Here is a 22,478-nt window from a genome sequence, read left to right as displayed (position 1 = left end):
TGCTTGGCGAGGAACCACGATGTTGCATCGATTCCATGAGCAAATGATCGAAAGCAGGACGAAGCAGCTGGCTGCGCCATGCGGCTACAACCACCGCACTGCGCACAGCGATCGTTCCGGCAACCTCGGTTCCCACAGCCTGTGTGCGGCATTGCTGATCGTGATCGTCGGGTTTTTCACGGTACTTGGCCCGGCCACTGCGGCTGAGCGTCCGGCCAGCGAAACCGCCGCCGAGCAGGCCGCACGACTGCCACTGTGGCCAGGCCCAGCCCCAGGCACATCATCCGCACCGCAGACGCTGCGCATCGTCGACCACAGCGCCAACCCGGCGCTGCCCGACCGCCTGATCAGCGGCCACTACCAACCCTACATGGTGGTGTACCGGCCGAAGAAACCCAACGGCAGCGCCCTGCTGGTCGCTCCCGGCGGTGGGTACGTGTGCATCGCACTGGACAAGGAAGCCACCGACTTGCTGCCGATCTTCGCCGAGCAGGCAGGCATCACTTTATTCGTCCTGCGCTATCGGCTACCGGACGCGGAGGCCGACGACAACGCTGCGGTACGCGACCAGCCACTGGCCGATGCACAACGTGCATTGCGCCTGATTCGCGCGCATGCTGCCGATTATGGCGTGGACCCGCACCGGATCGGCACGATGGGATTCTCCGCCGGTGGTCATGTCGCCGCCAGCCTCGGCACCCGCTACGCCGAGCGCGTGTATCCGCCAGGCGACGCGATCGACCAGGTGAGCGCGCGCCCAGACTTCCTACTGCTGATTTATCCAGTCATCGACATGGGCAGCGGCACCACGGCACACACCGGATCGCGCCTGCGGCTGCTTGGCCGTCACCCCGACACCACCACGATGGCGGCCTATTCGTTGCAGAACCGGGTGAACGCCGGCATGCCACCCACCTTCCTGGTACACGCGCAAGACGACCCGGTGGTCCCGGTGGAGAACAGCCTGTTGTTCTACCAGGCACTGCGCCAGGCCGGGGTACCTGCCGAGTTGCACGTGTTTGCGCATGGCGGCCATGGCTTCGGCACGCGCTCCATCGCCGGCCTGCCGCTGGCGGCATGGCCGGGGTTGGCACTGACATGGATGCGCACGATACAGGACGATCCGCGCGAACACGCGCCGATCCCGCCATCCGTCGGAAAGCATTGAAGACTGCACGCACGGCAACCTCGTCCCGTTTCGTCAACAGCCGGCCACTCGGCAACACCGCGCCGCCGTTGGCGCATGTGTGTCGATGGCGCGTGGGAGCAGCGGCTTTATTCGGATCGGATGCGTCAATGCAGATTGTGTCGAGACGGCACGACTATGTTGCAGGCGAAAACGCGGGTCAAAACCGGTGGCGATGTCACCAACCCGTTTCCGGGTCCAGTACCACCTGATTGCCGCCGCCGATGCGTGCGCGCTGCAGCAAGGCTTCGGCGTGTTGCATCAACGCGGTGGCGGTGACGGCAGGCGTGGCGAGCAGCGCGCCGACGCGGATGCTGAGCGGTGCGCTGACCATCCCGGTGTCCGCGCTCGCCATGATGTCGACCATGTCGCGCAGGGCCGGCGCCATCTGGCGCAGATGTGCGGCGTTGGCGTCGTAAAGCACCAGCCCAAAACGGTCCGCGCCGATGCGCATGACCACGTCCAACGGACGCAGCAAGCATTGCATCGCCTCGGCCACGTCCAATACCGCGCGGTCGGCCTCACGCGAGCCATGGCGACGCGCGAATTCGGCGAAGCCTTCCACTTCCACCAGAATCAGCGCCAAGCCGAGTTGCAGGCTTGCACTCTCGGCCAGCGCTAACGCCAGATGTTCGTCGAAGCGACGGCGATCGCCCAGGCCGGTGAGCACATCGCGCAGCGCTTCGTCGTCGCGGATGCGCTGTTGCAAAAATTCCTCACGGCGTGCGTGCTCGCGCAGGTAACCACCCACCACGCCGACCAGCACCGCCGCCCACAGCAACCATTGCAAACGCAGGTAGCCGGCCTGCGCCGGGCCATCCAGCAACAAACGACCAGCCGCCGCACTGATCGCGCACAGTGCCAAGGCGACCCCCACGCTCTGCCACAGGGTCAAGCCGAGCGGCAAGAAACCGGCCATGATGATCAAGGCGATGACTACAACCGCATACCGCAGTTCCTGCAGCGGATAGCCGACACTCGACAGCACCAACCCGGTACCGACGATCAGCAGCAACAAAGCGATACGAGCCGGGCCATGACTGCGCGCACAATGGATGGACAGCGCCACCCACAGCAAGAGCAACAAGCTCGCCATCCGCACCGCCACGGTATGCCCAATCAACCCGCCAACATCGCTGGGGCCGAAATACAGCGCCTCCCAACTCAACAACAGCAACACGAGCAACACGGCGAGCGAAGCGGCCAAGCGCTGGGCGAAACCCAGTGTCGCGCTGCTGTGGCGATGGTAGACCTGTTCCAACGCAGGATCGAAACGCAACGCGGCAAAGCCCTTGCGCAACTGCGCAGCGTAGGCCGCATCGGGTCGTGTGTCGAATGATGCTTCGTCGTGGTGTTGCATGATATTCCCTGTCGGCGACAGTCTGAGACGAAGACGGTGACGATCACAACGTGCGACCGTGCCACGCTCAGCGCTGACGCTACGTATTGCAAGGTCGGCAGACATGAGCATGAGAAAGCACGGGTACGCCATTGTCCACTGCCAGCGGTGCCTCAGAAGCAAAGATCGCGCACATGCCGGAGGCAATGCCTACCCCTGGCGCGCACTACGCCGGTTACCGCGCAACCAGCTAAAATTGGCCGGTTATCTCTCCTGGGTTACGCACCTGATGTCCCCGATCACCCGCACCGCACTGGCTTGCGCCGTAATCGCCCTGTCCGCGTGCAAACCGCAAGCACCGGCCACCGACGCCAGCACGTCCGCCACTGCACCGGGCACTGCCGACGACAATCTCAACGCGGTGCTGTGGATGCAGCACTCGGTCGAATATCGGGCGGCCGCCGAACAGACATACCGGGCTGCCACCGAGCGTCTGGATGCGGCGTTGCAGGACCCGACATGGAATGCCCTGGTCCCGGAGGAACGCGGCAATGCGTCGGCTACGCTGAAACCGGCCATCGTGATGGATGTGGACGAAACGGTGCTGGACAACACGCCCTACCAGGCGCGGCTGATCCGCAGCGGCAAGGAGTACGAGGCAGCCAGCTGGGATCAGTGGGTGAGGGAAAAGAAAGCCAAAGCGGTCCCGGGCGCGGTCGATTTCGCCAAGGCGGCCACGGCCAAGGGCATCACCGTGCTGTACGTGACTAACCGCGGCGTACATCTGAACGACGCGACCTTGGTCAACCTGCGCAAGGCAGGCCTGCCGGTGGCCGACAACAGCGTGTTGCTGGGGCTGGGTACCGTGGTCAAAGACTGCAAGCAGAGCGGCTCGGAGAAACACTGCCGGCGCCAACTGGTCGGCCAGCAATACCGCGTATTGATGCAATTCGGCGACCAACTCGGCGACTTCGCCCAAGTCCTGGCCAACACCCCCGAGAACCGTGAACACCTGTTCCAGCAGTACCACACCTGGTTCGGCATGCGCTGGTGGATGCTGCCCAATCCCAGTTACGGCTCCTGGGAACCGGCGCTGTTCAACAACGACTTGGCCCAGCCGCGCGCCGCGCGCCACCAAGCCAAACTCGACGCACTGGAGGTGGCGCAATGAGCCGCGCGCCGCTGGCGCTGGAAGCGCACGAACGGCTGATCTTCGCGCTGGACGTCCCCGGACGCAGCGACGCGCTGGCATGGATCGAACAGCTCGGCGATGCGGTGACGTTCTACAAGATCGGCATGGAACTACTGGCCTCGGGCGAGTACTTCGACGTGCTGGACACCCTCGCCACGCGCGGCAAGCGCGTGTTCGTGGATCTGAAGTTCTTCGACATCCCGGCCACCGTCGGCGGAGTGATTCGACGCCTGTCGCAGTGGCCGGTGGATTACTGCACCATCCACGGCTGGCACCCGGCGATGATGCAGGCAGCGGCCGAGGCCAATGGCAGCGATATGCGCCTGCTGGCGGTCACCGTGCTGACTTCGATGGGCCGCGCCGATCTGGCGGCGATGGGCATCGACCGCGCGCCGGAGGACGTGGTGGTGGAGCGCGCACTGGCCGCGCAGGCCGCCGGTATCGACGGGGTGATCGCCTCCGGGCAGGAAGCGGCATCGATCCGCCGTGCGACCGGCCCTGGGTTCTCCATCGTCTGCCCGGGCATCCGCCCCGGCGGCCCGGTGGGCGACGACCAGCAGCGCACGGTCGGTGTGGCCCGGGCCTTCGCCGATGGCGCCGACGCGATCGTGGTCGGCCGGCCGATCCGCCAGGCCCCGGACCCACGTGCCGCAGCGGTGGCGATCCAACAGGAAATCGCGGCGACCTTGTCGGGAACCGCTTCGAAATAATTAATTAAATCAATTATTTAAATTGAAATAATTAAACCATTGCATTAACTTTGGCACGCCGGTAACATGCGCGGGGTCCGGCAGTGCCGGGAGATGTGCCACCACCGTTCTCCGGCTTCGGTCGGATTTGAAGAGGCCCGCGCCTGGTGCGCGTGGCCTCTTTTTTTTATGTCTGCGGCGACGGCGGCGCCCAGCGCGCTCAGCCCGGCGCGGCGGCGCAATAGCGATCGATGAAGGCCTGATGCGGCGGCATCGCATCGGCGCAATGGCCGATGGTTTGCGCGACGCTGAGCATGAAGCGCTCCAGATCCGCGACCGGCACCTGATCCACCAGGGGGTGGTACGCGCGCGGCAGGATACCCTGCCCGACCATCACCTGCACCCAACTGATCTCGGCGAACATTTCCTCGCCGTTGCGGTAGAAGCGGCCGCTGTCGCGGAACAAATCCAGCGTGGCCTGCAATTCCGCGGGGATCGACATGCCACGGCACTGCTGCCAGAACGCGCTGTCAGCGCGTTCGCTGGCATGGTAGTGCAGCACCAGGAAGTCGCGGATACGGTCGAACTCGAAGGCGATGCGCTCGTTGTAGCGCTGCACCAGCACCGGGCTGATGCCCTCGCGCGGGAACAACTCCAGCAGTTTGGAAATGCCCGATTGGATCAGGTGGATGCTGGTCGATTCCAACGGTTCCATGAAGCCGCTGGCCAAGCCCAGTGCGATCACGTTGCGATTCCATGCCTGCTTGCGGCGGCCAGTGACGAAACGCAGCGGACGCGGTTCGGCCAGCGCCGGGCCGTCGAGATTGGCGAGCAATGTCGCCGCCGCTTCGTCGTCGCTGACATGTGCGCTGGAATACACGTAACCGTTGCCGGTGCGATGTTGCAACGGGATACGCCACTGCCAACCGGCCGCGCGCGCGGTCGCACGGGTGTACGGTGTCGGTGGCCCGATCTTGGCGCACGGCACCGCCAGCGCGCGGTCGCACGGCAAGCAATGGCTGAAATCGTGGTAACCGGTGTGCAGCGCCTGCTCGATCAACAGGCCACGGAAGCCGGAGCAATCGATGAACAGATCGCCAGCGATGACCTCGCCGGAGACCAGACGTACCGAAGCGACATCGCCCGATTCCGGATGCAGAAGCACCTGCTCGACAATGCCTTCGTACCGGATCACCCCGCGCTGTTCGGCGTAGCGACGCAGGAACTGCGCGTACAGCGCCGCGTCGAAGTGATAGGCATACGCGATGTTGGCCAGCGGCGAGTTCGGCGGCACGTCGCTGGCCGCGGTCATGAACTTACCGCGCTTGGCGGCGACGGTGTTGAGCGTGTAATCGCCCAACGGACTGGCCTTGCCCGCCAGCGCTTGCTTGAACCAATACTGCTGGAAAGGCAGCAGCCCGAGCCGATGGCCGATCTCGCTCCCGAAGCCATGCACATAAGCGATGCCAGGACGCAGCCAGTCGACGAACTCGATGCCGAGCTTGAAGCTGCCCTGGGTGTCGCGCACGAACTCGGCTTCGTTGATGCCGAGCAGCGTATTGAAGGCCTTGATGTGCGGCACGGTGGCCTCGCCGACACCGACGGTACCGATCTGCTCGGACTCGATCACAGTGATGCGGTTGTCCGCGCCCAACATACGCGCCAACGCGGCCGCAGCCATCCAGCCGGCGGTCCCGCCGCCAACGATCACCAGGTTGCGCAGAGGGGCGGCGATCATGCGTGCGTAGTCCTGGATGAAAAAGGAGCGACCGAAAACGCAGACGGGGCCACGCGGCCCCGTTCGATGCCACCCACGCGCGCCGGTCGGGCACGCGCGTGGGTGAGCCGACAGATCAGAACTTGGCGCCGACCTCGAAGGTGACGGTACGCGGGACGTAGTTGATGTCACCGGTGCGGTTCAAGCCGACATAGCTTGTATCCAAGCGTCCACCCGTTCCGAAGTAATCACCCGTTCCGTTCGGACCGCCGTAGATGTAACTCGAGTAATTCTTGAAGTTGAAGGCATTGAGCAGATTAATACGCGCCGACAGCTTGACGTCGTTGTACACCGTGAACTCTTTGGTCGCCTGGAAATCCACCGTGCGATACCCCCAGATGTTGCCGCCGACCAGGAACCTACCACTGCCCGGCGGAACGAAGCCGATCTGTTGACATTGCGCGCCATCGGCATCGACCTTGCCATAGCAGGCGATGGTGTTCACCGGATTCGGGGTGGCCAAAACCAACTTCGCACCGAACGTCACCCCCCACGGGCCGTCGATCGACCCAGAAGCGACGAAACGGTGACCGGCCACGGCATCGGACTTCACGAAGGGATAATCGTGGATGGTCGCCTTGTCGAACGCATACGGCTCGTCGATGTTGCGGTTCTGCCGCGCACTGGTATGGGTATAGGACAGCGTCAGGCCCCAGCCCGATTCCTTGGTGTAGGGCTTCTCCGCCGACAACAGCACCTGGCTGCTGCGCTGCTCCAAGCCGTTCATGCCCAGAATCGTGTTTTGATAGCCCGGCACCGGCTCTCCCCAGGGCGCACTACCGGTCGCGTCGAAGAAGGCGCCATTGGGGTAACGGTTGATCAGCGACATGGCGAAACCGTCGTAGCTGAGCACGCGCTGGAAGGTCACATCGGTCAGCCAGTCGCCGACCTGGTTGCTGATCCCGAGGCTGTACTGGTCGCTGTACGGGGTCTTGAGCCTATTGTTGAACATGAATAGCTCGGCGCTGCCACTGACACCCGGAATCGTGTTCAACTGATCCACGCCGTTGAGATATTTCGGATCCCAGACAGCGCAGGCACGATCGGCCTTGTAGCAAGAACCCGTCGCCGAATTCTTGAAATACACCGCCACCGGCGACAACGCCGCTTTGCTGGTTTCCAGCGCCAACTGTTCGAACAAATTGCGATCGTAAGAACGACCGGCGCCACCGTGCAACACCGCACTCTGATCGCCGAAGAAGTCGTAGGAGAAGCCCAGGCGCGGCGCCCAGCCATCCTTGAAGTTCTTGCGGTTATGCCCGTTGCTGATGTAATCGGCCACGTTGATGCCACTGGGCAACAAGCGGTTGGCCCAGGGCTGGCCCGGATTGGCCGGATCGTCGGAATACAACGCATTGACGAACGCCGGCGAAGTGACGAAGTTGGTGTAGGCCGGGCTTTTCTCGTAGTCCCAACGCACACCGGCATTGACCATCAGCTTGTCGGTCGCCGCCCAATCGTCTTGAAGATAGACGCCGTACTGCTTGGATGGCGACTCCACCGTGGCCTTCTGTCCGGGCGTGTTGTAGGGCGCAATGAAATCCACCCGATAGGGGATCGCAGCCACGCCATTGGCATCGACCGAATAACTGAACTGTGGATTGAGCGCGGCCGCATCCTGCGAGATCAGTTTGATGTCCTTGTAGCTGACGCCCATCTTGATGGTGTGTTCGCCGTGCCACTGGAAGCTGGTCAAAGTCAGGTCGTTCTGCAGGAACCAGCCCTTCTGGCTCTTGCGTTGCACATTCAAGCCACCGGCCGAGCCGGTTTCCAGAAACGTGTATTCGCCGATATTGGGATCATTGTAGTTGAGGTATTTGTAGACGATACCGTTGCCGATGCTCTTGGGATTAGGATTGTTCTGCGAGTTTTCGGTGCCGACGATCAACTCGTTGAACCAGTTGTCGGCGCTGTGTTGCCAGCGCAGATTGGCGCGCTTGTCCTTGTTGATTTTGTTGGTGCCGTGATCCAGCGCGCTGGTGCCGCCGACGTTGCCGACCTGGCTTTCATTGCGGTACTGGCCGCTCAGTTCGATACGATCGCGATCGGTCGGTTCGAAATCGAGCTTGCCGAAGTACAGATCCTCGGAAAACGGCATGTTGGCCGCGCCGTACTGGCTGGAAATCGTCGATGGCAGCAATCCGATATACGGCTGTGCGTTGGCATCGGCCTGCACGCTCTTGGGCACCACGTTTTCCTTGCCTTCGTAGGCCACGAAAAAGTGCATGCGATCCTGGATGATCGGACCGCCCAGCGCGAAACCATACTCCTTGGTCTGCGAATCGATCTTGCCGTTTGCTTCCTCGTCGGGACGCTTGTCGCGCAGATCCTGATCGGTATAACGGTAGAACGTCTCGCCATGGAACTCGTTGGTACCGGACTTGGTCGCCGCGGTGATTGCCGCGCCGCTGATCTGGCCGTACTCGGCCTTGTAGTTGGAGGTGATGACCTTGTACTCGCCAATGGCCAACTGCGGGAACGGGTTGCCTTGGGTATCGCTCTGGCCGGCGATACCGCCACCCTTGACATAGCTCTTCTGGCCGACACCGTCGATGTACAAGTTGCCCGCGCTGGCATTGGAAGCACCGCCGCGTAGCTTGGTATTGCCGTTGCCATCCACCTGGAACACCATGCCCGGCACGGTGTCGGCGAACTCCAGGAAGTTGCGGGTGGCCTGCGGCAATTGCTCGATCTCGTGCAGCGACACCACGTTGCCCACTTCCGAGGTCTTGACGTCCTTGAGCATCGGCGCGCTGACGTTGATGGTATCCAGCGTTTTGGCGTTGCCAGCGCCAGCGGCTTGGGTGCCGGCGTCTAGGTCCACGGTGGAGGAGGACGCCACCTGCAAGGTCACCATACGACTGATGCCATTGGCCTCGACCTTGTAGGTCCCCGGCGGCAGGCCGACCACGGTGTAGTTACCGTTGGCGGCGACCGGCGCGCGGCGCACCGCGCCGGTGGCGATGTTGGTGACGGTGACTTCGCTGCCAGCCTGAGCCGCCGCGACTTGACCGCGCAGTGTCGCACTGCTGGATTGCGCCAACGCCGGCAACGCGACGAACAGACAGGTCGCCAGCGCGCAGCACAGCATGCTGCGTGTGGGCAGGGTAGAAGTAGAACGCATTTTGCTCATGACAAAAGCCCCTCCAAGGGCGGTCAACGGAATCGTGCGGCGTGGTTCTTGTAGTATTCAGGCAAGAACGTGATCGATACCGCGTGACGTTCATGTCAATCCATCGCAACTCCTCCGCGAGCACTGGACGCACGCACGATGAGTTGCGGGACAATCGCTGCGTCCGCTGGAGTTGGAGCGGGCGTGGCATGCGGCTCCAGCGCGGCGAGCAGCAGTTGCATCGCGCGCGCGCCGAAACCGACGATGTCCACGCGCATGGTGGTCAATGCCGGATGCACGTAACGCGCCATCGGCAGGTCGTCGAAACCGGCCAGCGCAATGTCCTCGGGCACGCGCACGCCGGCATGGGTGAAGGCAAACAGGCAACCCAGCGCCATCATGTCGTTTGCCGCGAACACCACATCCGGACGCTGGCCCCGCAATAGCGCCTCCCCGGCCCGATAACCGGACGCCTCGTCGAACGCGCCCTGCACCACCTGCGCCGATGCCTGCGGGCAATGGGCCTGCAATTCGTCGCGGTAACCGCGCAGGCGCTCGCTCGCATCGAAGTTGTCCTGTGGCCCGGCGATGAAGGCGATGCGGCGGTGACCAACGTCCAACAGGTGGCGCGTCATCACTCGCGCACCGCCATAGTTGTCGATGTTGAGCGCTGGCGCATCGCCCAGCCGCTCGGCGGAGTTCATCAACACCGCCGGTAACCCGCCGAGCGGTACCTCGTCAGGGCCCCCGGCAGCACCGGCCAGGTACGGTGCCATGATCAACAGCCCGTCCACGCGCCCAGGCATGCGCTGCACCGCGCGCCGCTGTTCCTCCTGCGCGCCACGGTAGCTGGACACCAACAGATGCAGGCCACGCGTGCGCGCCACCATATCGATGCCGCGGATCACCTCGGAGAAGAACTCGCCGTGCAGGTCCGGCAGCACCACGCCGATGGTGTGAGTACGGCGGCTGCTGAGACTGCGCGCGGCATGATGCGGTACGTAGTGCAGGCTGCGCGCGGCCTCCAGCACGCGCGCGCGCACCGGCTCGGCCACATGCTGATGGCCATTCATGGTGCGCGAGACCGTCGCCACCGAGACATTGGCCAGGCGTGCCACATCCTTGATGGTGATGTTGGCGCGCTGTTCCGGAGCGGATACGAAACGAGGCCTCACCAGCGTGTCCCCAGGAAACCGGATGGTTTGCGCAACGAGGGACCAGCTGCGGCATACGCGATCCAGCACGCATCTGCGATTCCCTGCGTGGGCCGTACACGCAGGCGGCAGACCATGGGCGTCACGCGGTCGATCGGCACCGCGACCGCTTGCACCTGGACATGCCAGGGCTTGGCACATCGGCACAGAACAACGAACCGCCAGCAGAGCCAGCGGCAAGCGCCAACGTCACCGAACACCCGGACGATGTCAGACCAATAGCGCATCAGGCCTCCCCGGCCAACCCGCGCCTCAATCGAGGTGGGCGGACGGTAACAGCAACTGCAAGCGGTTACATGATGCATTGCAACACGGTGAAATTGACCACGTGTCCATCGATGCGCCGTCATCACTATCGCCCTACCATGGCAACCGCGATATGGAATATCCTGGATCGAAACCGCGACAAGCGACACAGACGGACCGCTTGCCGGAATCGTCCGCGCCCAGCAAGATGCAGGACGTTTTGGGGAACGAGCCCGTCGCTAATGTCGTCCTACCCGACCCGGGGCTTCTCCTCGCGCGCCTTGTCATCGCTGCTGCTGGCGGCGCTTGCCCTGTCCGTCTCTGGGTGCAAACCCACGCCAACCGAACTACCCGGCGCCAGTGCCGAACCACCCACCGCGGTGCGCGCCTTGGCGCATGCGTTGCAGCGCAACGACCTCGTCGGCTATGCCCGCACCGCCGTGCCCCCGGCCCAGTACCGAGGCCTGCAACAGGCCTGGAGCAAGGACCGAAGCCGATGGCCGCTGACCGAGTTGCCACTGGCCAAACGCCTACCCGAAGTGCTCGCCACGCTGGCCGCACCGGACGCCGAGCGCCAGTTGCAACACGCCTTCGACACCCAATTCGGTGGCCAGGCGGAGAGCCTGAAACAGGCGGCGCATTCGCTGGGCCTGTTCGGCGTGCAATATCTGCGCAACGAAAATGACTACACCCCCGAGCAGCGCGATCATTACGTCCAGTTGGTACAGGCGCTTAGCGCCTGGGCCGCACGGGCACCGCTGTCCGAGCGCAACCGCGCGCATGCAGCAATCGCCCGATTGTGCGCGGCGGCGCGCCGCACCGGGATACGCAGCGATGCCGATCTGCATACCCTGGGCATGGACGAGAGCCTGGGCCGGCTTGGGCCATTTCTGGCCGCCCTCAAAGCGGTACTGGCCGACTACGGGCTGGACCTGGGCGCCACTGCCGGCGCGCTGCGCACCGGCCTGGTCAGTCAGCAGGGCGACCTGGCCGTGGTGCGGATCCAGTATCCGCTGGACGGCGAACAGATCGACACCAGCGCCGTGCTGGTGAACCGTGAAGGGCACTGGTACCTGCGCAACATCCTGGATCAGGTGCAGACGCTGCTGGCCGCCACGGCAGGCCCCCAAGCCGCCACAGCCGCAGCACCTCATCACGCGACACCAGCTAAGCGATAATGGCGCCGATGCCAGAACACAATCCTCTCCCCTTTCCCAAGGACACCGCCGCCGCAGGCGGCGCGTTCCCCCCAGGGCATACGCCTACCACCGCCCAGACGTCCAATGCCGGCGAGCGCCCGGCTTCGGCACCCACTACGGCGACCCCGTCCATGGCACACGCAGGCGCGCGACAAGCCAAACGGCCGCTGTGGGCACGCCTGCTCGGCCGTCTGGCCGATCCCTGGCTGGGCCTGAAGATCGAGCCGGACGAACCAGGCCAATACGACGACGGCCGCCCCGTGGTTTACGTGCTGGAGGACTACGGCCTGTCCAACGCGCTGATCCTGGACAAGGCCTGTCGGGAATCCGGTTTGCCCTCGCCGCTGGTACCGCTGCCGGGCGACCCGCTGGGCCGCAAACGGGCCTACCTGGCGCTGTCCAGGCGCAGCAGCAACCACGCCTTGATCCCGGAGCAGCGCGGCGCCAAGACCCACTCCGATTCGCTGGCCAAACTACTGCACGCGCATCGAGTGCGCGCAGACCTGGACATCCATCTGGTGCCCGTGTCGATCTTCGTCGGCCGCGCCCCGGATAAACAGAGCGGTTGGTTCGCGGTGCTGTTCTCCGAGAACTGGGCGCTGGTGGGCAGCTTCCGCCGCCTGCTCGGCGTGCTGCTCAATGGTCGCAGCACCATCGTGCGCTTCGCCACACCGGTATCGATACGGCAAACGCTGCAAGAGGGCCTGCCGCCCGAACGCACCGTGCGCAAGCTGCAACGGGTGCTGCGTACCCATTTTCGCCGCATCCGCGAAACGGTGATCGGCCCGGATCTGTCGACACGACGCCTGCTGGTGGATCAGGTCCTGGCCGTCGATCCGGTGCGCGAGGCCATCGCGGTGCAGGCCAAGCGCGACAACAGCAAGATCTTGGACGCCTGGCGCAAGGCTCACTCCTACGCCTGGGAGATCGCGGCCGATTACTCCAGCCCAGTGGTGCGCTCGGCCGGTGTCCTGCTCACCCACGTATGGAACCGGATCTATGCCGGCGTGCTGGTGCACCACCTGGACAAGCTCAAGGATGCCGCGCCAGGGCACGAGGTGATCTACGTCCCCAGCCATCGCAGCCACATGGACTACCTGTTGCTGTCCTATGTGCTGTACGAACGCGGCATCGTGCCACCGCATATCGTGGCCGGTATCAATCTCGACTTGCCGGTGGTCGGTACGCTGCTGCGCAAGTGCGGCGCGTTCTTCATCCGCCGCTCGATCAAGGGCAACGCGCTGTATTCGGCGGTACTCAGCGAATACGTGGCGCAACTGGTGGCCGGCGGCTATTCGATCGAGTACTTTGTCGAAGGCGGACGCTCGCGCACTGGCCGACTGCTGCAACCCAAAGGCGGCATGATCGCGATGACGTTGCGCGCGTTCTTGCGCCAGCCGCGCAAGCCGGTGCTGTTCCAGCCCGTCTACATCGGCTACGAAAAGCTGATGGAGGGCAACAGCTATCTGGACGAACTCAGCGGCCGGCAGAAGGAAAAAGAATCGATCTGGGCCCTGTTGTGGGGCATCCCCAAAGTGCTCAAGCAGAACTTCGGCCAGGTCGTGGTGAACTTCGGCGAACCGATCGCGTTGAGCCAAATGCTGGCGCAGCGCGCACCGGAATGGGACGGCCAGCCACTGAGCGAGGACGAGAAACCGGCCTGGTTGAGCGGCACCGTCGATGCGTTGGCACAGCAGATCCAAGTCCACATCAACGCCGCCGCCGACGTCAATCCGATCAACCTGCTGGCGCTGGCGCTGCTGTCCACGCCCAAGCATGCGATGGGCGAAGCCGACCTGATCGCGCAGATCGAACTGTGCAAAAAACTACTGGCCGAATTGCCATATTCGGACCGGGTCACCGTGACCCCGCATTCGCCCGAGCGGATCATCGCCCATGCCGAGGACATCAACGTCCTCACGCGTATCCCGCATCCGCTGGGCGACGTACTCAGCGTCAACGGCGATAACGCGGTGTTGCTGAGTTACTTCCGCAACAATGTGCTGCATCTGTTCACCGCCTCCTCGTGGGTGGCGTGCTGCTTCCAGAACAACCGCCGCATGAGCCGTGCCGGTCTGCTGCGGCTAGGCCGTACCGTGTATCCATTCCTGCAGAGCGAACTGTTCCTGCCATGGAGCGAAGACCAGTTCGCCGAGCGCATCGAGCGCACGATCGAAGTCTTCGTGCGCGAGGGCTTGCTGCAGCAGATCGACGAGGACGAAGGCAGCGTCGTGCTGGCGCGCAATACCGGGCAGACCGACGAAGTCTTCCGCCTGCGCGCGATCGGCCATTCGTTGCAACAAGCATTCGAGCGCTACTACATCGCCATCTCGGTGCTGGTGAAGAACGGCGCCGGCAAGCTCGGTGCCGGCGAGCTGGAAAGCCTGTGCCAGCAGGCCGCACAGCGCCTGAGCCTGCTGTACGCGCCAGCCGCGCCGGAGTTCTTCGACAAGGCCCTGTTCCGCGGCTTCATCCAGAAACTGCGCGAACTGAAACTGGTGTGGCCGGACGACAACGGCAAATTGCTGTTCGATGAGCATTTGGATGTCTGGGCCAAGGACGCCAAATTCATCCTCGGCCGCGAACTACGCCACACCATCGAGCGGATCAGTCCCGAAGCGATCTAAGACTGAGGAAACACTGGCACCTCAAGCGTCAGTCCGCCGCTCGCAGCGATGCGGCAATATCTGGGCGCGTGGCGACGCGCCCGACACCACGGCACCGACACGTCATCGCGGTGCAGGCAAAAAACGCAAAGTTCATCCTCGGCCGCGAACTGCGCCACACCATCGAGCGGATCGGCCCTTAGGCGGTCAACAAGGCCGAGGGGTCGCCAATTTCAGAATGAATCGGCGCGCACAGGGCGACATTACCGGCACCACGAAAACCGTGGTCGCGCTCAGGCCGGCTCGTCGGGGATCAACAGCTGCTCCAGGTGCAGGATGCAATCTTTCAACTGCAGCTTGCGCTTCTTCAGCCGCTTGGCTTCCAACTCGTCTTCGAGATTAGCCGGGATACGCTGCAATTGTTCGTCGAGCGCACGGTGTTCGCGACGCAGGGCGTCGATGCGCAGGGAAATTTCGGCGGGCGTCAGAGTGTCCACGTGCTTGAGCATACACAGACGGTAGGGCCGCCGTCACGGGGCGCGGCAGCGTTGTGCCGGCTTCGGGCAGCAGTAAATGCCTCGCGTATGCTCAATCGCCGTATGGATGCACCTGCACGATGTGACCCTGCGCATCGTGATGCAGTTCGGTGACCTTGATCGAGCGTAGATGGGTGACCCCGCCCGAAAGCAGGGCATCGTGGTAGAACAGATACCAACGGTCCTGGAACGCGCAGATCGAATGATGCGTGGTCCATCCCACCACCGGGCTCAGCAACGGCCCCTGGTAGGTGAACGGGCCATAGGGCGAATCGCCGATCGCATAGCACAGCAAATGGGTGTCGCCGGTCGAGTACGACAGGTAGTAGCGACCGGCATGGACGTGCAGCCATGGCGCTTCGAAATAGCGGCGTGCGTGGTCGCCGGCAAGCAACGGGTGGCCATCGGCATCGACAATGGCGATCTCGCGCGGAGCTTCGGCCAAACTCAGCATGTCCGTGCACAATCGCGCCACCCGTGGCCCCAACGCCGGCGCATGGTCGGCGGGCTCGCCGTTGTCGGCCGCATAGACGTTGTCGCGGTAGCGTTCCAGTTGCCCGCCCCACAGTCCACCGAAATACAGATAGTGGCTGCCGTCGCGGTCGGCGAACACCGCCGGATCGATCGAGTAAGCGCCGTCGATCGGCTGCGGCTGCGCGACGAACGGGCCGTGCGGGCGTTCGCCGACCGCAACGCCGATCTGAAACAGGCCATCGGCACGCTTGGCTGGAAAGTACAGGTAATAGCGACCGTCGCGGCAGGCCGCATCCGGCGCCCATAATTGACACTCGGCCCAGGGAATATCCTGCAAATGCAGCGCTAACCCACAATCGACGGCGGGACCATCCGGTGTCTGCATGCGGAACACATGGTAGTCCTGCATGCCGAAATGATCGCCGTTGTCGTTGAACGCCACGCCGGTCTCGATGTCGTGCGAGGCGTAGATGTACAGGGCTCCCTCGAAGACATGCGCCGACGGATCGGCGGTGTACATGTGGGTCACCAGCGGCGGCGAGATGGCCTTGCAGGCCAGCGCCTGCAGATCTGCGGGGGAGTCGACGGACATGGCGGGCCTGTGAGCGGGAAGGAAACGTCAGTGGGCGGAGGCAATTTGCAGGCGGCGCGCGTCCAGCTCGCGCTCGATACGAGATTCCAGTGACTTATCGATCGCGTAACAGCGCAACAGCAGCACACCGAGCAAGAACGGAATCGCGCTGTACACGCTAATGGTCAAACGAATCCCATTGCTCACCACGGTGCTCTGCTGCGGCGCCGCCGCGTCGTAGCCATAGAAGGCGAGCAGGCCGGCGACCAGCGCCCCACCAATGCTCAAGCCGACCTTGAGCCCGCATAGCATCGCCGAGAACACGATGGCGGTGGCGCGGCGATGGTTCTTCCATTCGGAGTAATCGGCGACATCGGCAATCATCGCCCACAGCAATGGAATGGTCATGCCGTAGAAGAACCCGTGCAGCACGTAGGAGCCGAACACCAGGCCGATGGCCTGCGGTGGATACATCGAAAATGCTAGCAGAAACAAGGTGGACGCCAGTAGCGCGGCACCGAACGCATTGCGCTTGCCGTAGCGGTCGGCCAGGCGCTTGGAGAAGGTAATACCGATGATCATCGCCAGGATGCCACCCGCACTGAACATACTGAAAGCGGAGGTCGGCGCATCCTGCGGCCAATGCAGCACGCCCAATCCGGTACTGGCCAGTAGCCGGTTGAGTATCGCGATCAGCGTATTGAAGCCGCTGCGATCGAGAAACCCGGTCAGTGCCTGCGCATCCAGATAATTCTTGAAGTAGTACACATACATGCCGCCCTTCAACGCCAGGTTGACGAATACCAGGATGGTCACCGCCAGCATCACCAGCCACGGCGTATTGCGAACCAGGTCGCCCAGGTCCTGACGCACACTCGATGGTTGTGCAGCGATCGGCAACACGCGCTCGCGGGTAGTGGCGAAAGCGATCAGAAAACACAGCGTACCGACGCCGGCAAACAGACCCATGGCGGTCTGGAAGCCGCGTGCCTTATCGCCATCGCCGAGCATCAGCACCAACGGCAGCAATAGCACTTGGATCACGAACTGCGCCAACGTCACCGCGAAGAAGCGATAGGCCGAGAGACTGTTGCGTTGCTCCATGCTTCCGGTGAGCACCCCGCTGAGCGCCGAGTAAGGCAGGTTATTGGCGACATAAATCAGCATCAGCAAGGCGTAGGTCGCAAACGCGTAGACGATCTTGCCCTGCTCGCCCAGCACCGGGGTGCTGAAGGCCAGCAGCGAGAACCCGCCGAAGGGCAGCGCCGTCCACAGGATCCAGGGCCGGAACTTACCCCAGCGCGAGCGCGTGCGATCGGCCAGCACGCCCACAAGGGGCGTGAACACGAACGCGCCAAGCAGGCCGACCACAAAGATCAACGTGGCGGCAACACCAGCCGGGATCCTGTAGACGTCGGTATAGAAGAACGCCAAGAAACTGACCAGGGTCTGGAAAATCAGATTCGCGGCGAGGTCGCCCAGGCTGTAGCCGATCTTTTCGCCGAGCGAGAGGGAATGCGTAGAGGTCATGGGCGACGATCGTAAGGAAGAAGGGAGTATCGCGCGGCAAGGCCGCCAGTGCAGTGCAAGATCGCACGTCGCCGTGCGGCTCAGAACGTACCGCGAATGCCCAGCATGATGGTCCGCCCAGGCTTGTATAGATCGTAGGTGGCGTTGGGATATTCGAAGGTGGTGCGCAACGGTGCGTTGGTGAGGTTGGTGATGTTGAGGGTGATCTGTGGCGCCGAGGGCAAATGCGCCAACGTATAGCTGGCCGACAGATCCAGTTGCCCGCGCGCATCGGCCATCAGCCGCGCGTCGGGAATGCCGTTCTGATTGGCGCCGGAGATGATCATGTCGTCATTCCAGGCATAGGACAAGCGCACCGATGTGTTGTTTTTCTCCCAGTACACGGTGCCGTTCCACAGGTTCGGCGCCACACCCACCGCGACTGCCGGCACGCCACCGCCATTGGACTGCTGCGCGACGTGGGTGTAATTAAGGCTGAAACCGAGGCCGTCCAGCAAGCGGTCCAGCGGTTGCACCCAGATCGCTTCCAGGCCACGGATGTCGAGCACACCATCGGCGTTGACCTGGGTCTGCACGTCCACCGTGGCCACGTTGGGGCCACCGCGCTGTTGAAGCGCAGCCTGCTGGGTCGCGCTCAACGTCGCGTAGTCGACGCCCAGGTCGAGGAAGGGAATGCGGCGCACGCCGTTGACGGTGAAGCCATCGATCCGCTTGCCGAACAGGGTCAAGCCAACGAATCCTTCACCGCCGGTGTACCACTCGCCGCCGATGTCCAGGTTGGTGGATCGATACGGCGCCAGCTTGGAATTGCCTTGGGTCGCGGTCTGTGCCGATGGGTCGCTGAAGTTGGTGTTGGGCAACATCGCGCTGGGATCGGGCCGGGTCAGCGTGCGCGAACCGGACAGCCGCACCACCACATCCTTAGCGATGTCCCAGGCCAGGTTGAACGAAGGCAGCAATTCGCTGTAGTTCGAATTCAGCACTTGGTAGCGGCGCACGCCACCGACCGTGACCGGGCCGCTGATGGTCTGGTCGGTGGTCACATAGCGCACGCCGGCGTTGAAACGCAGCGTGCGGTTCCATACATCGGTTTCGGCATTGGTTTCGACGTAGAAACCCCAGTTTTTCTCCAGGATGCCGCCAGTCGCAGCGCCGGTATTGGCCGCATTGGTCTCCGGCGCCGCATCGCGTAGGGCGTAGTAGCCGCTATCGCGCAGGAAGCGGTTGAAGTCCACGGTAATGAAACCGCCAGGACCAGGCTTCAAATACGAGGCCAACGCGGCCTGCGGAATCAACGAACCAGGGCCGCCAGTGCAGGTATTGCCACCGCCGCGGCAGACCAGGGTTTCCCACGCGGCACTGTTATCGAAGCCGCGGATGTGCCGCTCGGCCTGATCATAGGCGACACCGACCTTGATATTGCGCCGGTCTTCACCGAATTGCAGATCGGCGTGCGCGCCACGGGTTTCGGTGTCGCGCTTTTCGTTGGCGATGTTGAGCCGGCCGCCGGTCCAGCTCCAGCCCAGGTTGGGATTGTCCAGATCCAGCGGACTGGAAATCGACGGAATGTCCCCGCCGGTGTTGCGATAATCCACGGTGGTGAATGGCGAGGTTACCAACACGCTCGGCGATTCGCGGAACATCCAGCTACGGGTAGCGTTGGCTTGTACGTTGAGCTTGATGTCCTGTGCCTGGCCGAACAACAATTCGGCGCCCGGATTCACGCTCCAGAACTTGACCTGCTCGCGATACGGACGTGCTTCGAGAAAATACTGCGCATTGGCGAACGTCGCCGTGGTAACCACGTTGTTGGCATCGAGCTGCATGTTCAACGGAATCATGTTTCCGTTGCGCCCGATCAGGTTCATGCTGGTCCGGTCGGTGGTGCGTTTGGCCTTGGAAAACAGGCTGTCCAGGTAGAAATGGGCACTGTCGCTGGGTCGCCATTCCAGCGACAGCACTGAAGCGTCGCGATCGCGATCGCCCTGCATCTGCACGCGCCGGCCCAGGCGCGGAATCAGCGCTTCGGTGATCTGCGCGGTGCTCAGTCCGGGGTTATGCGCCAGCAACCATGCCGCGTCGATGCTCTGGCCTGGAGTCAGGCCGGCGCCGGCGGTGACCGGCACAGTATCGGGAATCCGCCAGTTACCGCCGCCGTTGGCATTGCACGCCACCGGCTGGTTGGTCGACGGGACACCAGCCGGCGGGGTCAGACCGCACTGTGCGTAGGTCAGCCCGGGATTGGTCCAGCCGATGCTCTCGAACCCGTCCACTCCGATCTTGCTGCGCACCGAAGACACACCGAACAGCGCGCCGAAGGTACCGGCTTGATTGGTCCAACTGCCCATCAATGCCCCACGCGGGGTGGTCTTTTTGCTGGTGCTGTTCCAGTCGCCCTGCAATTGGTAGGTCACATGCGTCCCCGGGTGATCGAACGGACGCGCACTACGCATGTCGACCACGCCGGACACACCACCTTCGAGCATGCTCGCGGTCGGCGTCTTGTTCACCGTCAGCTGGGTGAAGAACTCGGTCGGGAACAGGTTGAGGTCCACCTCGCGGTTCTGATTCTGCGCATTGAGGCCAATCGAGGCGGTGGCGATGTTGGCGCCATTCAAGGTGGTCTTGGTGAAGCTGCTGCCCAGGCCGCGAATGGCGATATTCAGTCCTTCGCCATTCACGTCGCGCGCCAGCTGCACGCCGGGAATGCGATTGAGCGATTCGGCGATGTTCATGTCCGGAAACTTACCGATATCTTCGGCGAAGACGGTATCGCTGAATGTCACCGCATCGCGTTTGGCATCGGTCGAGAATTGAATACTGTGGCGGTAACCGGAAACGTTCACGGCATCCAACTGCTTCACCTTCTCGCCGCTGGCGGCAAGCGCAGCTTGCGCATCCGCTGGAGGCGCAGCTTGCGCTCGAACCGTTTCTGCGCTCATCCCGGATAACACCAGAGCCAGTGCATATGCCAACGTGGTGCACGCATAACCGTTGTTCACCGTAATCCTCTCACGAAGCAGATATCCCGCATCCCGCACTGTGCGGGACAATGGCTGGCCAACGAATCACTGGCCGACGAATAACTTGAATGACGGAAAAACTGCAGCGAACGCTCACCCCATCCACTGGCTATGGTCGCGGATGGTAGCGCTATCAACCACACTGTCACGCTGCATGGCACCATAGCCTGCCTGTCGCTAACGCATGCACCTGCAGTAATGCATGTAAAGGCACACGCTCTGTGCATGCGACTGCTTTGCGCCGTGGCATCGTGTATTTGCGGTATGTTGCTATGCACGATGGAAGCCGCGCAGGGGACATGCTATTGATAGCGCTATCAGGGTTGCATACGTCATGCACTGAAGGAGTCGAAGGCATGCACCGAACCGGGAAACCTCCTGGCTGCGTAATGTGCTTTCCCCACGCATTCGATACGCGCGCTGTCGTGTTCCACTACCGAGTGCAACGCGGCAAACCCGGCGTGAGCTGGAGATTGCGCGCATGATGTTGCCTACCCGCGCGCAGACCACGACAGCTATCGCGTCCCTGGGCCGCCTGCGATGGCGCATCTGTGCACTGCTGCTGGCCGCCACCACCATCAACTATGTCGATCGCCAGGTGCTCGGGGTGCTGGCACCGTTTCTACAAGAGCACATCGGCTGGAACGAGATCGAATACGGCTATATCGTCACCGCATTTCAGGCCGCGTATGCGCTGGGCTTGTTGTGCAGCGGTGCGGTCATCGACCGCTTCGGTACCCGGGTCGGTTATGCACTGGCGATCGGTGTGTGGAGTCTGGCATCGATGGGCCATGCACTGGCCAGCGGGGTGATCGGTTTCGCGGTGGCACGCTTCTGCCTTGGCCTGGGCGAGTCGGGCAATTTTCCCGCCGCAATCAAAACTGTCGCCGAATGGTTTCCGCGCCGCGAGCGGGCGTTGGCGACCGGCATTTTCAATTCCGGGTCCAACATCGGCGCCATCGTCGCGCCGTTGTCTGTACCGTTCATCGCCAACGCCTGGGGCTGGCAGTGGGCCTTTATATTCACTGGCGTGCTCGGCGCGATCTGGCTGACCGTGTGGTGGTTGAGCTACCGCCCGCCGGAACACCACCCGCATCTGAGCGCTGCGGAACTGACGCATATCCGCAGCGATCCCTCGGAATCGATCCAGCCACTGTCCTGGACGCAGTTGCTGCGCCACCGCCAAGCGTGGGCGTTCGTGGTGGGAAAGTTCCTGACCGATCCGGTCTGGTGGTTCTTTCTGTTCTGGCTGCCTAAGTTCCTGCACGACAAATACGGACTGGGATTGCTGCAACTGGGTGCACCATTGATCTTGATTTTCCTGCTCGCCGACGTCGGCAGCATCGCCGGCGGCTGGCTGGCCGGGCGTTTGCTCGCGCGTGGCTGGAGCGTCAACCGCGCGCGCAAGGTCGCGATGCTGGTCTGTGCCCTGGCCGTGATGCCAATCGTGCTCGCCGCACACGCCGATCACCTATGGCGGGCGGTGGCATTGATCGGCCTGGCGACAGCTGCACACCAAGGCTGGTCGGCGAACTTATTCACGCTGACATCGGACATGTTCCCGCGCCACGCGGTGGCTAGTCTGGTCGGCATCGGCGGTTTTGCCGGCGCGGTCGGCGGCATGTTGATCGCCAACTTCATTGGATTTTTACTGCAGGCCACCGGAAGTTATCTACCGGTATTCCTACTGGCTGGTTTGGCCTACGTGCTAGCGCTCGGCATGGTGCATTTACTGACACCGAGATTGCAGCCGGCACAGATGTAAAGAAATGCTTAGCACGTCA

Annotated in this window: 13 protein-coding genes and 1 pseudogene; 6 read left to right on the top strand and 8 right to left on the bottom strand. The window is 63.0% G+C overall.

Annotated features, from left to right (window positions below):
* Nucleotides 1-19 precede the first annotated feature (19 nt).
* Nucleotides 20-1,168 carry an alpha/beta hydrolase gene (locus XalbCFBP2523_RS09940; protein WP_230599008.1) on the top strand — a complete coding sequence of 383 codons (1,149 nt, stop codon included), beginning with the start codon at nucleotides 20-22 and terminating at the stop codon, nucleotides 1,166-1,168.
* A 196-nt stretch (nucleotides 1,169-1,364) separates the two neighbouring features.
* On the opposite strand, the gene XalbCFBP2523_RS09935 is transcribed toward XalbCFBP2523_RS09940, so the two are convergent.
* Nucleotides 1,365-2,546: a GGDEF domain-containing protein gene (locus XalbCFBP2523_RS09935; protein WP_045765037.1), complete on the bottom strand. Its 1,182-nt coding sequence runs from the start codon at nucleotides 2,544-2,546 to the stop codon at nucleotides 1,365-1,367.
* A gap of 268 nt (nucleotides 2,547-2,814) precedes the next feature.
* Between XalbCFBP2523_RS09935 and XalbCFBP2523_RS09930 the strand changes: the two genes are divergently transcribed.
* Together XalbCFBP2523_RS09930 and pyrF are read left to right on the top strand one after the other, a co-directional pair.
* Nucleotides 2,815-3,696 (top strand): 5'-nucleotidase, lipoprotein e(P4) family, encoded by an 882-nt coding sequence (locus XalbCFBP2523_RS09930; protein ID WP_045765036.1) that lies wholly within the window; start codon nucleotides 2,815-2,817, stop codon nucleotides 3,694-3,696.
* A complete protein-coding gene (gene pyrF / locus XalbCFBP2523_RS09925) occupies nucleotides 3,693-4,427 on the top strand; it encodes an orotidine-5'-phosphate decarboxylase (protein ID WP_045764165.1) in 735 nt (244 codons plus the stop codon). The genes XalbCFBP2523_RS09930 and pyrF overlap by 4 nt, the downstream gene beginning before the upstream one ends.
* A gap of 199 nt (nucleotides 4,428-4,626) precedes the next feature.
* On the opposite strand, the gene XalbCFBP2523_RS09920 is transcribed toward pyrF, so the two are convergent.
* From XalbCFBP2523_RS09920 to XalbCFBP2523_RS09910, 3 genes are all read right to left on the bottom strand, one after another.
* Nucleotides 4,627-6,144, bottom strand: a complete 1,518-nt coding sequence (locus tag XalbCFBP2523_RS09920; RefSeq protein WP_012914611.1) for a tryptophan halogenase family protein — start codon at nucleotides 6,142-6,144, stop codon at nucleotides 4,627-4,629.
* 115 nt (nucleotides 6,145-6,259) lie between these two features.
* The gene (locus XalbCFBP2523_RS09915; RefSeq protein ID WP_045765035.1) at nucleotides 6,260-9,316 is read right to left on the bottom strand and encodes a TonB-dependent receptor; all 3,057 of its coding nucleotides are present in this window, start codon (nucleotides 9,314-9,316) and stop codon (nucleotides 6,260-6,262) included.
* A gap of 95 nt (nucleotides 9,317-9,411) precedes the next feature.
* The gene (locus XalbCFBP2523_RS09910; protein ID WP_045765034.1) at nucleotides 9,412-10,470 is read right to left on the bottom strand and encodes a LacI family DNA-binding transcriptional regulator; all 1,059 of its coding nucleotides are present in this window, start codon (nucleotides 10,468-10,470) and stop codon (nucleotides 9,412-9,414) included.
* A gap of 527 nt (nucleotides 10,471-10,997) precedes the next feature.
* On the opposite strand from XalbCFBP2523_RS09910, the gene XalbCFBP2523_RS09905 reads away from it, so the two are divergent.
* Together XalbCFBP2523_RS09905 and plsB are read left to right on the top strand one after the other, a co-directional pair.
* Nucleotides 10,998-11,933, top strand: coding sequence for a hypothetical protein (locus tag XalbCFBP2523_RS09905; RefSeq protein WP_045765033.1), 936 nt, complete (start codon nucleotides 10,998-11,000; stop codon nucleotides 11,931-11,933).
* A gap of 161 nt (nucleotides 11,934-12,094) precedes the next feature.
* Nucleotides 12,095-14,581, top strand: a pseudogene (gene plsB, locus XalbCFBP2523_RS09900) (glycerol-3-phosphate 1-O-acyltransferase PlsB); the annotation flags it as partial.
* Between the two features lie 272 nt (nucleotides 14,582-14,853).
* On the opposite strand, the gene XalbCFBP2523_RS09895 reads toward plsB, so the two are convergent.
* From XalbCFBP2523_RS09895 to XalbCFBP2523_RS09880, 4 genes are all read right to left on the bottom strand, one after another.
* Nucleotides 14,854-15,057 (bottom strand): YdcH family protein, encoded by a 204-nt coding sequence (locus XalbCFBP2523_RS09895; protein WP_045762111.1) that lies wholly within the window; start codon nucleotides 15,055-15,057, stop codon nucleotides 14,854-14,856.
* Nucleotides 15,058-15,148: 91 nt separating this feature from the next.
* Nucleotides 15,149-16,162 carry a glycoside hydrolase family 43 protein gene (locus XalbCFBP2523_RS09890; RefSeq protein ID WP_045765031.1) on the bottom strand — a complete coding sequence of 338 codons (1,014 nt, stop codon included), beginning with the start codon at nucleotides 16,160-16,162 and terminating at the stop codon, nucleotides 15,149-15,151.
* Nucleotides 16,163-16,189: 27 nt separating this feature from the next.
* Complete coding sequence (locus XalbCFBP2523_RS09885) at nucleotides 16,190-17,671, bottom strand: MFS transporter (RefSeq protein WP_045765030.1); 1,482 nt, start codon at nucleotides 17,669-17,671, stop codon at nucleotides 16,190-16,192.
* 80 nt (nucleotides 17,672-17,751) lie between these two features.
* Nucleotides 17,752-20,613, bottom strand: coding sequence for a TonB-dependent receptor (locus tag XalbCFBP2523_RS09880; protein ID WP_407070968.1), 2,862 nt, complete (start codon nucleotides 20,611-20,613; stop codon nucleotides 17,752-17,754).
* A 562-nt stretch (nucleotides 20,614-21,175) separates the two neighbouring features.
* On the opposite strand from XalbCFBP2523_RS09880, the gene XalbCFBP2523_RS09875 reads away from it, so the two are divergent.
* The gene (locus XalbCFBP2523_RS09875) at nucleotides 21,176-22,459 is read left to right on the top strand and encodes an MFS transporter (RefSeq protein ID WP_045765028.1); all 1,284 of its coding nucleotides are present in this window, start codon (nucleotides 21,176-21,178) and stop codon (nucleotides 22,457-22,459) included.
* The last annotated feature ends 19 nt before the right edge of the window (nucleotides 22,460-22,478 follow it).

It is taken from the genome of Xanthomonas albilineans, assembly GCF_002939705.1.
GTDB lineage: Bacteria > Pseudomonadota > Gammaproteobacteria > Xanthomonadales > Xanthomonadaceae > Xanthomonas_A > Xanthomonas_A albilineans.
Note: the sequence above shows the minus strand (reverse complement) of the source record. Positions and strands in the feature narration are given on the sequence as shown.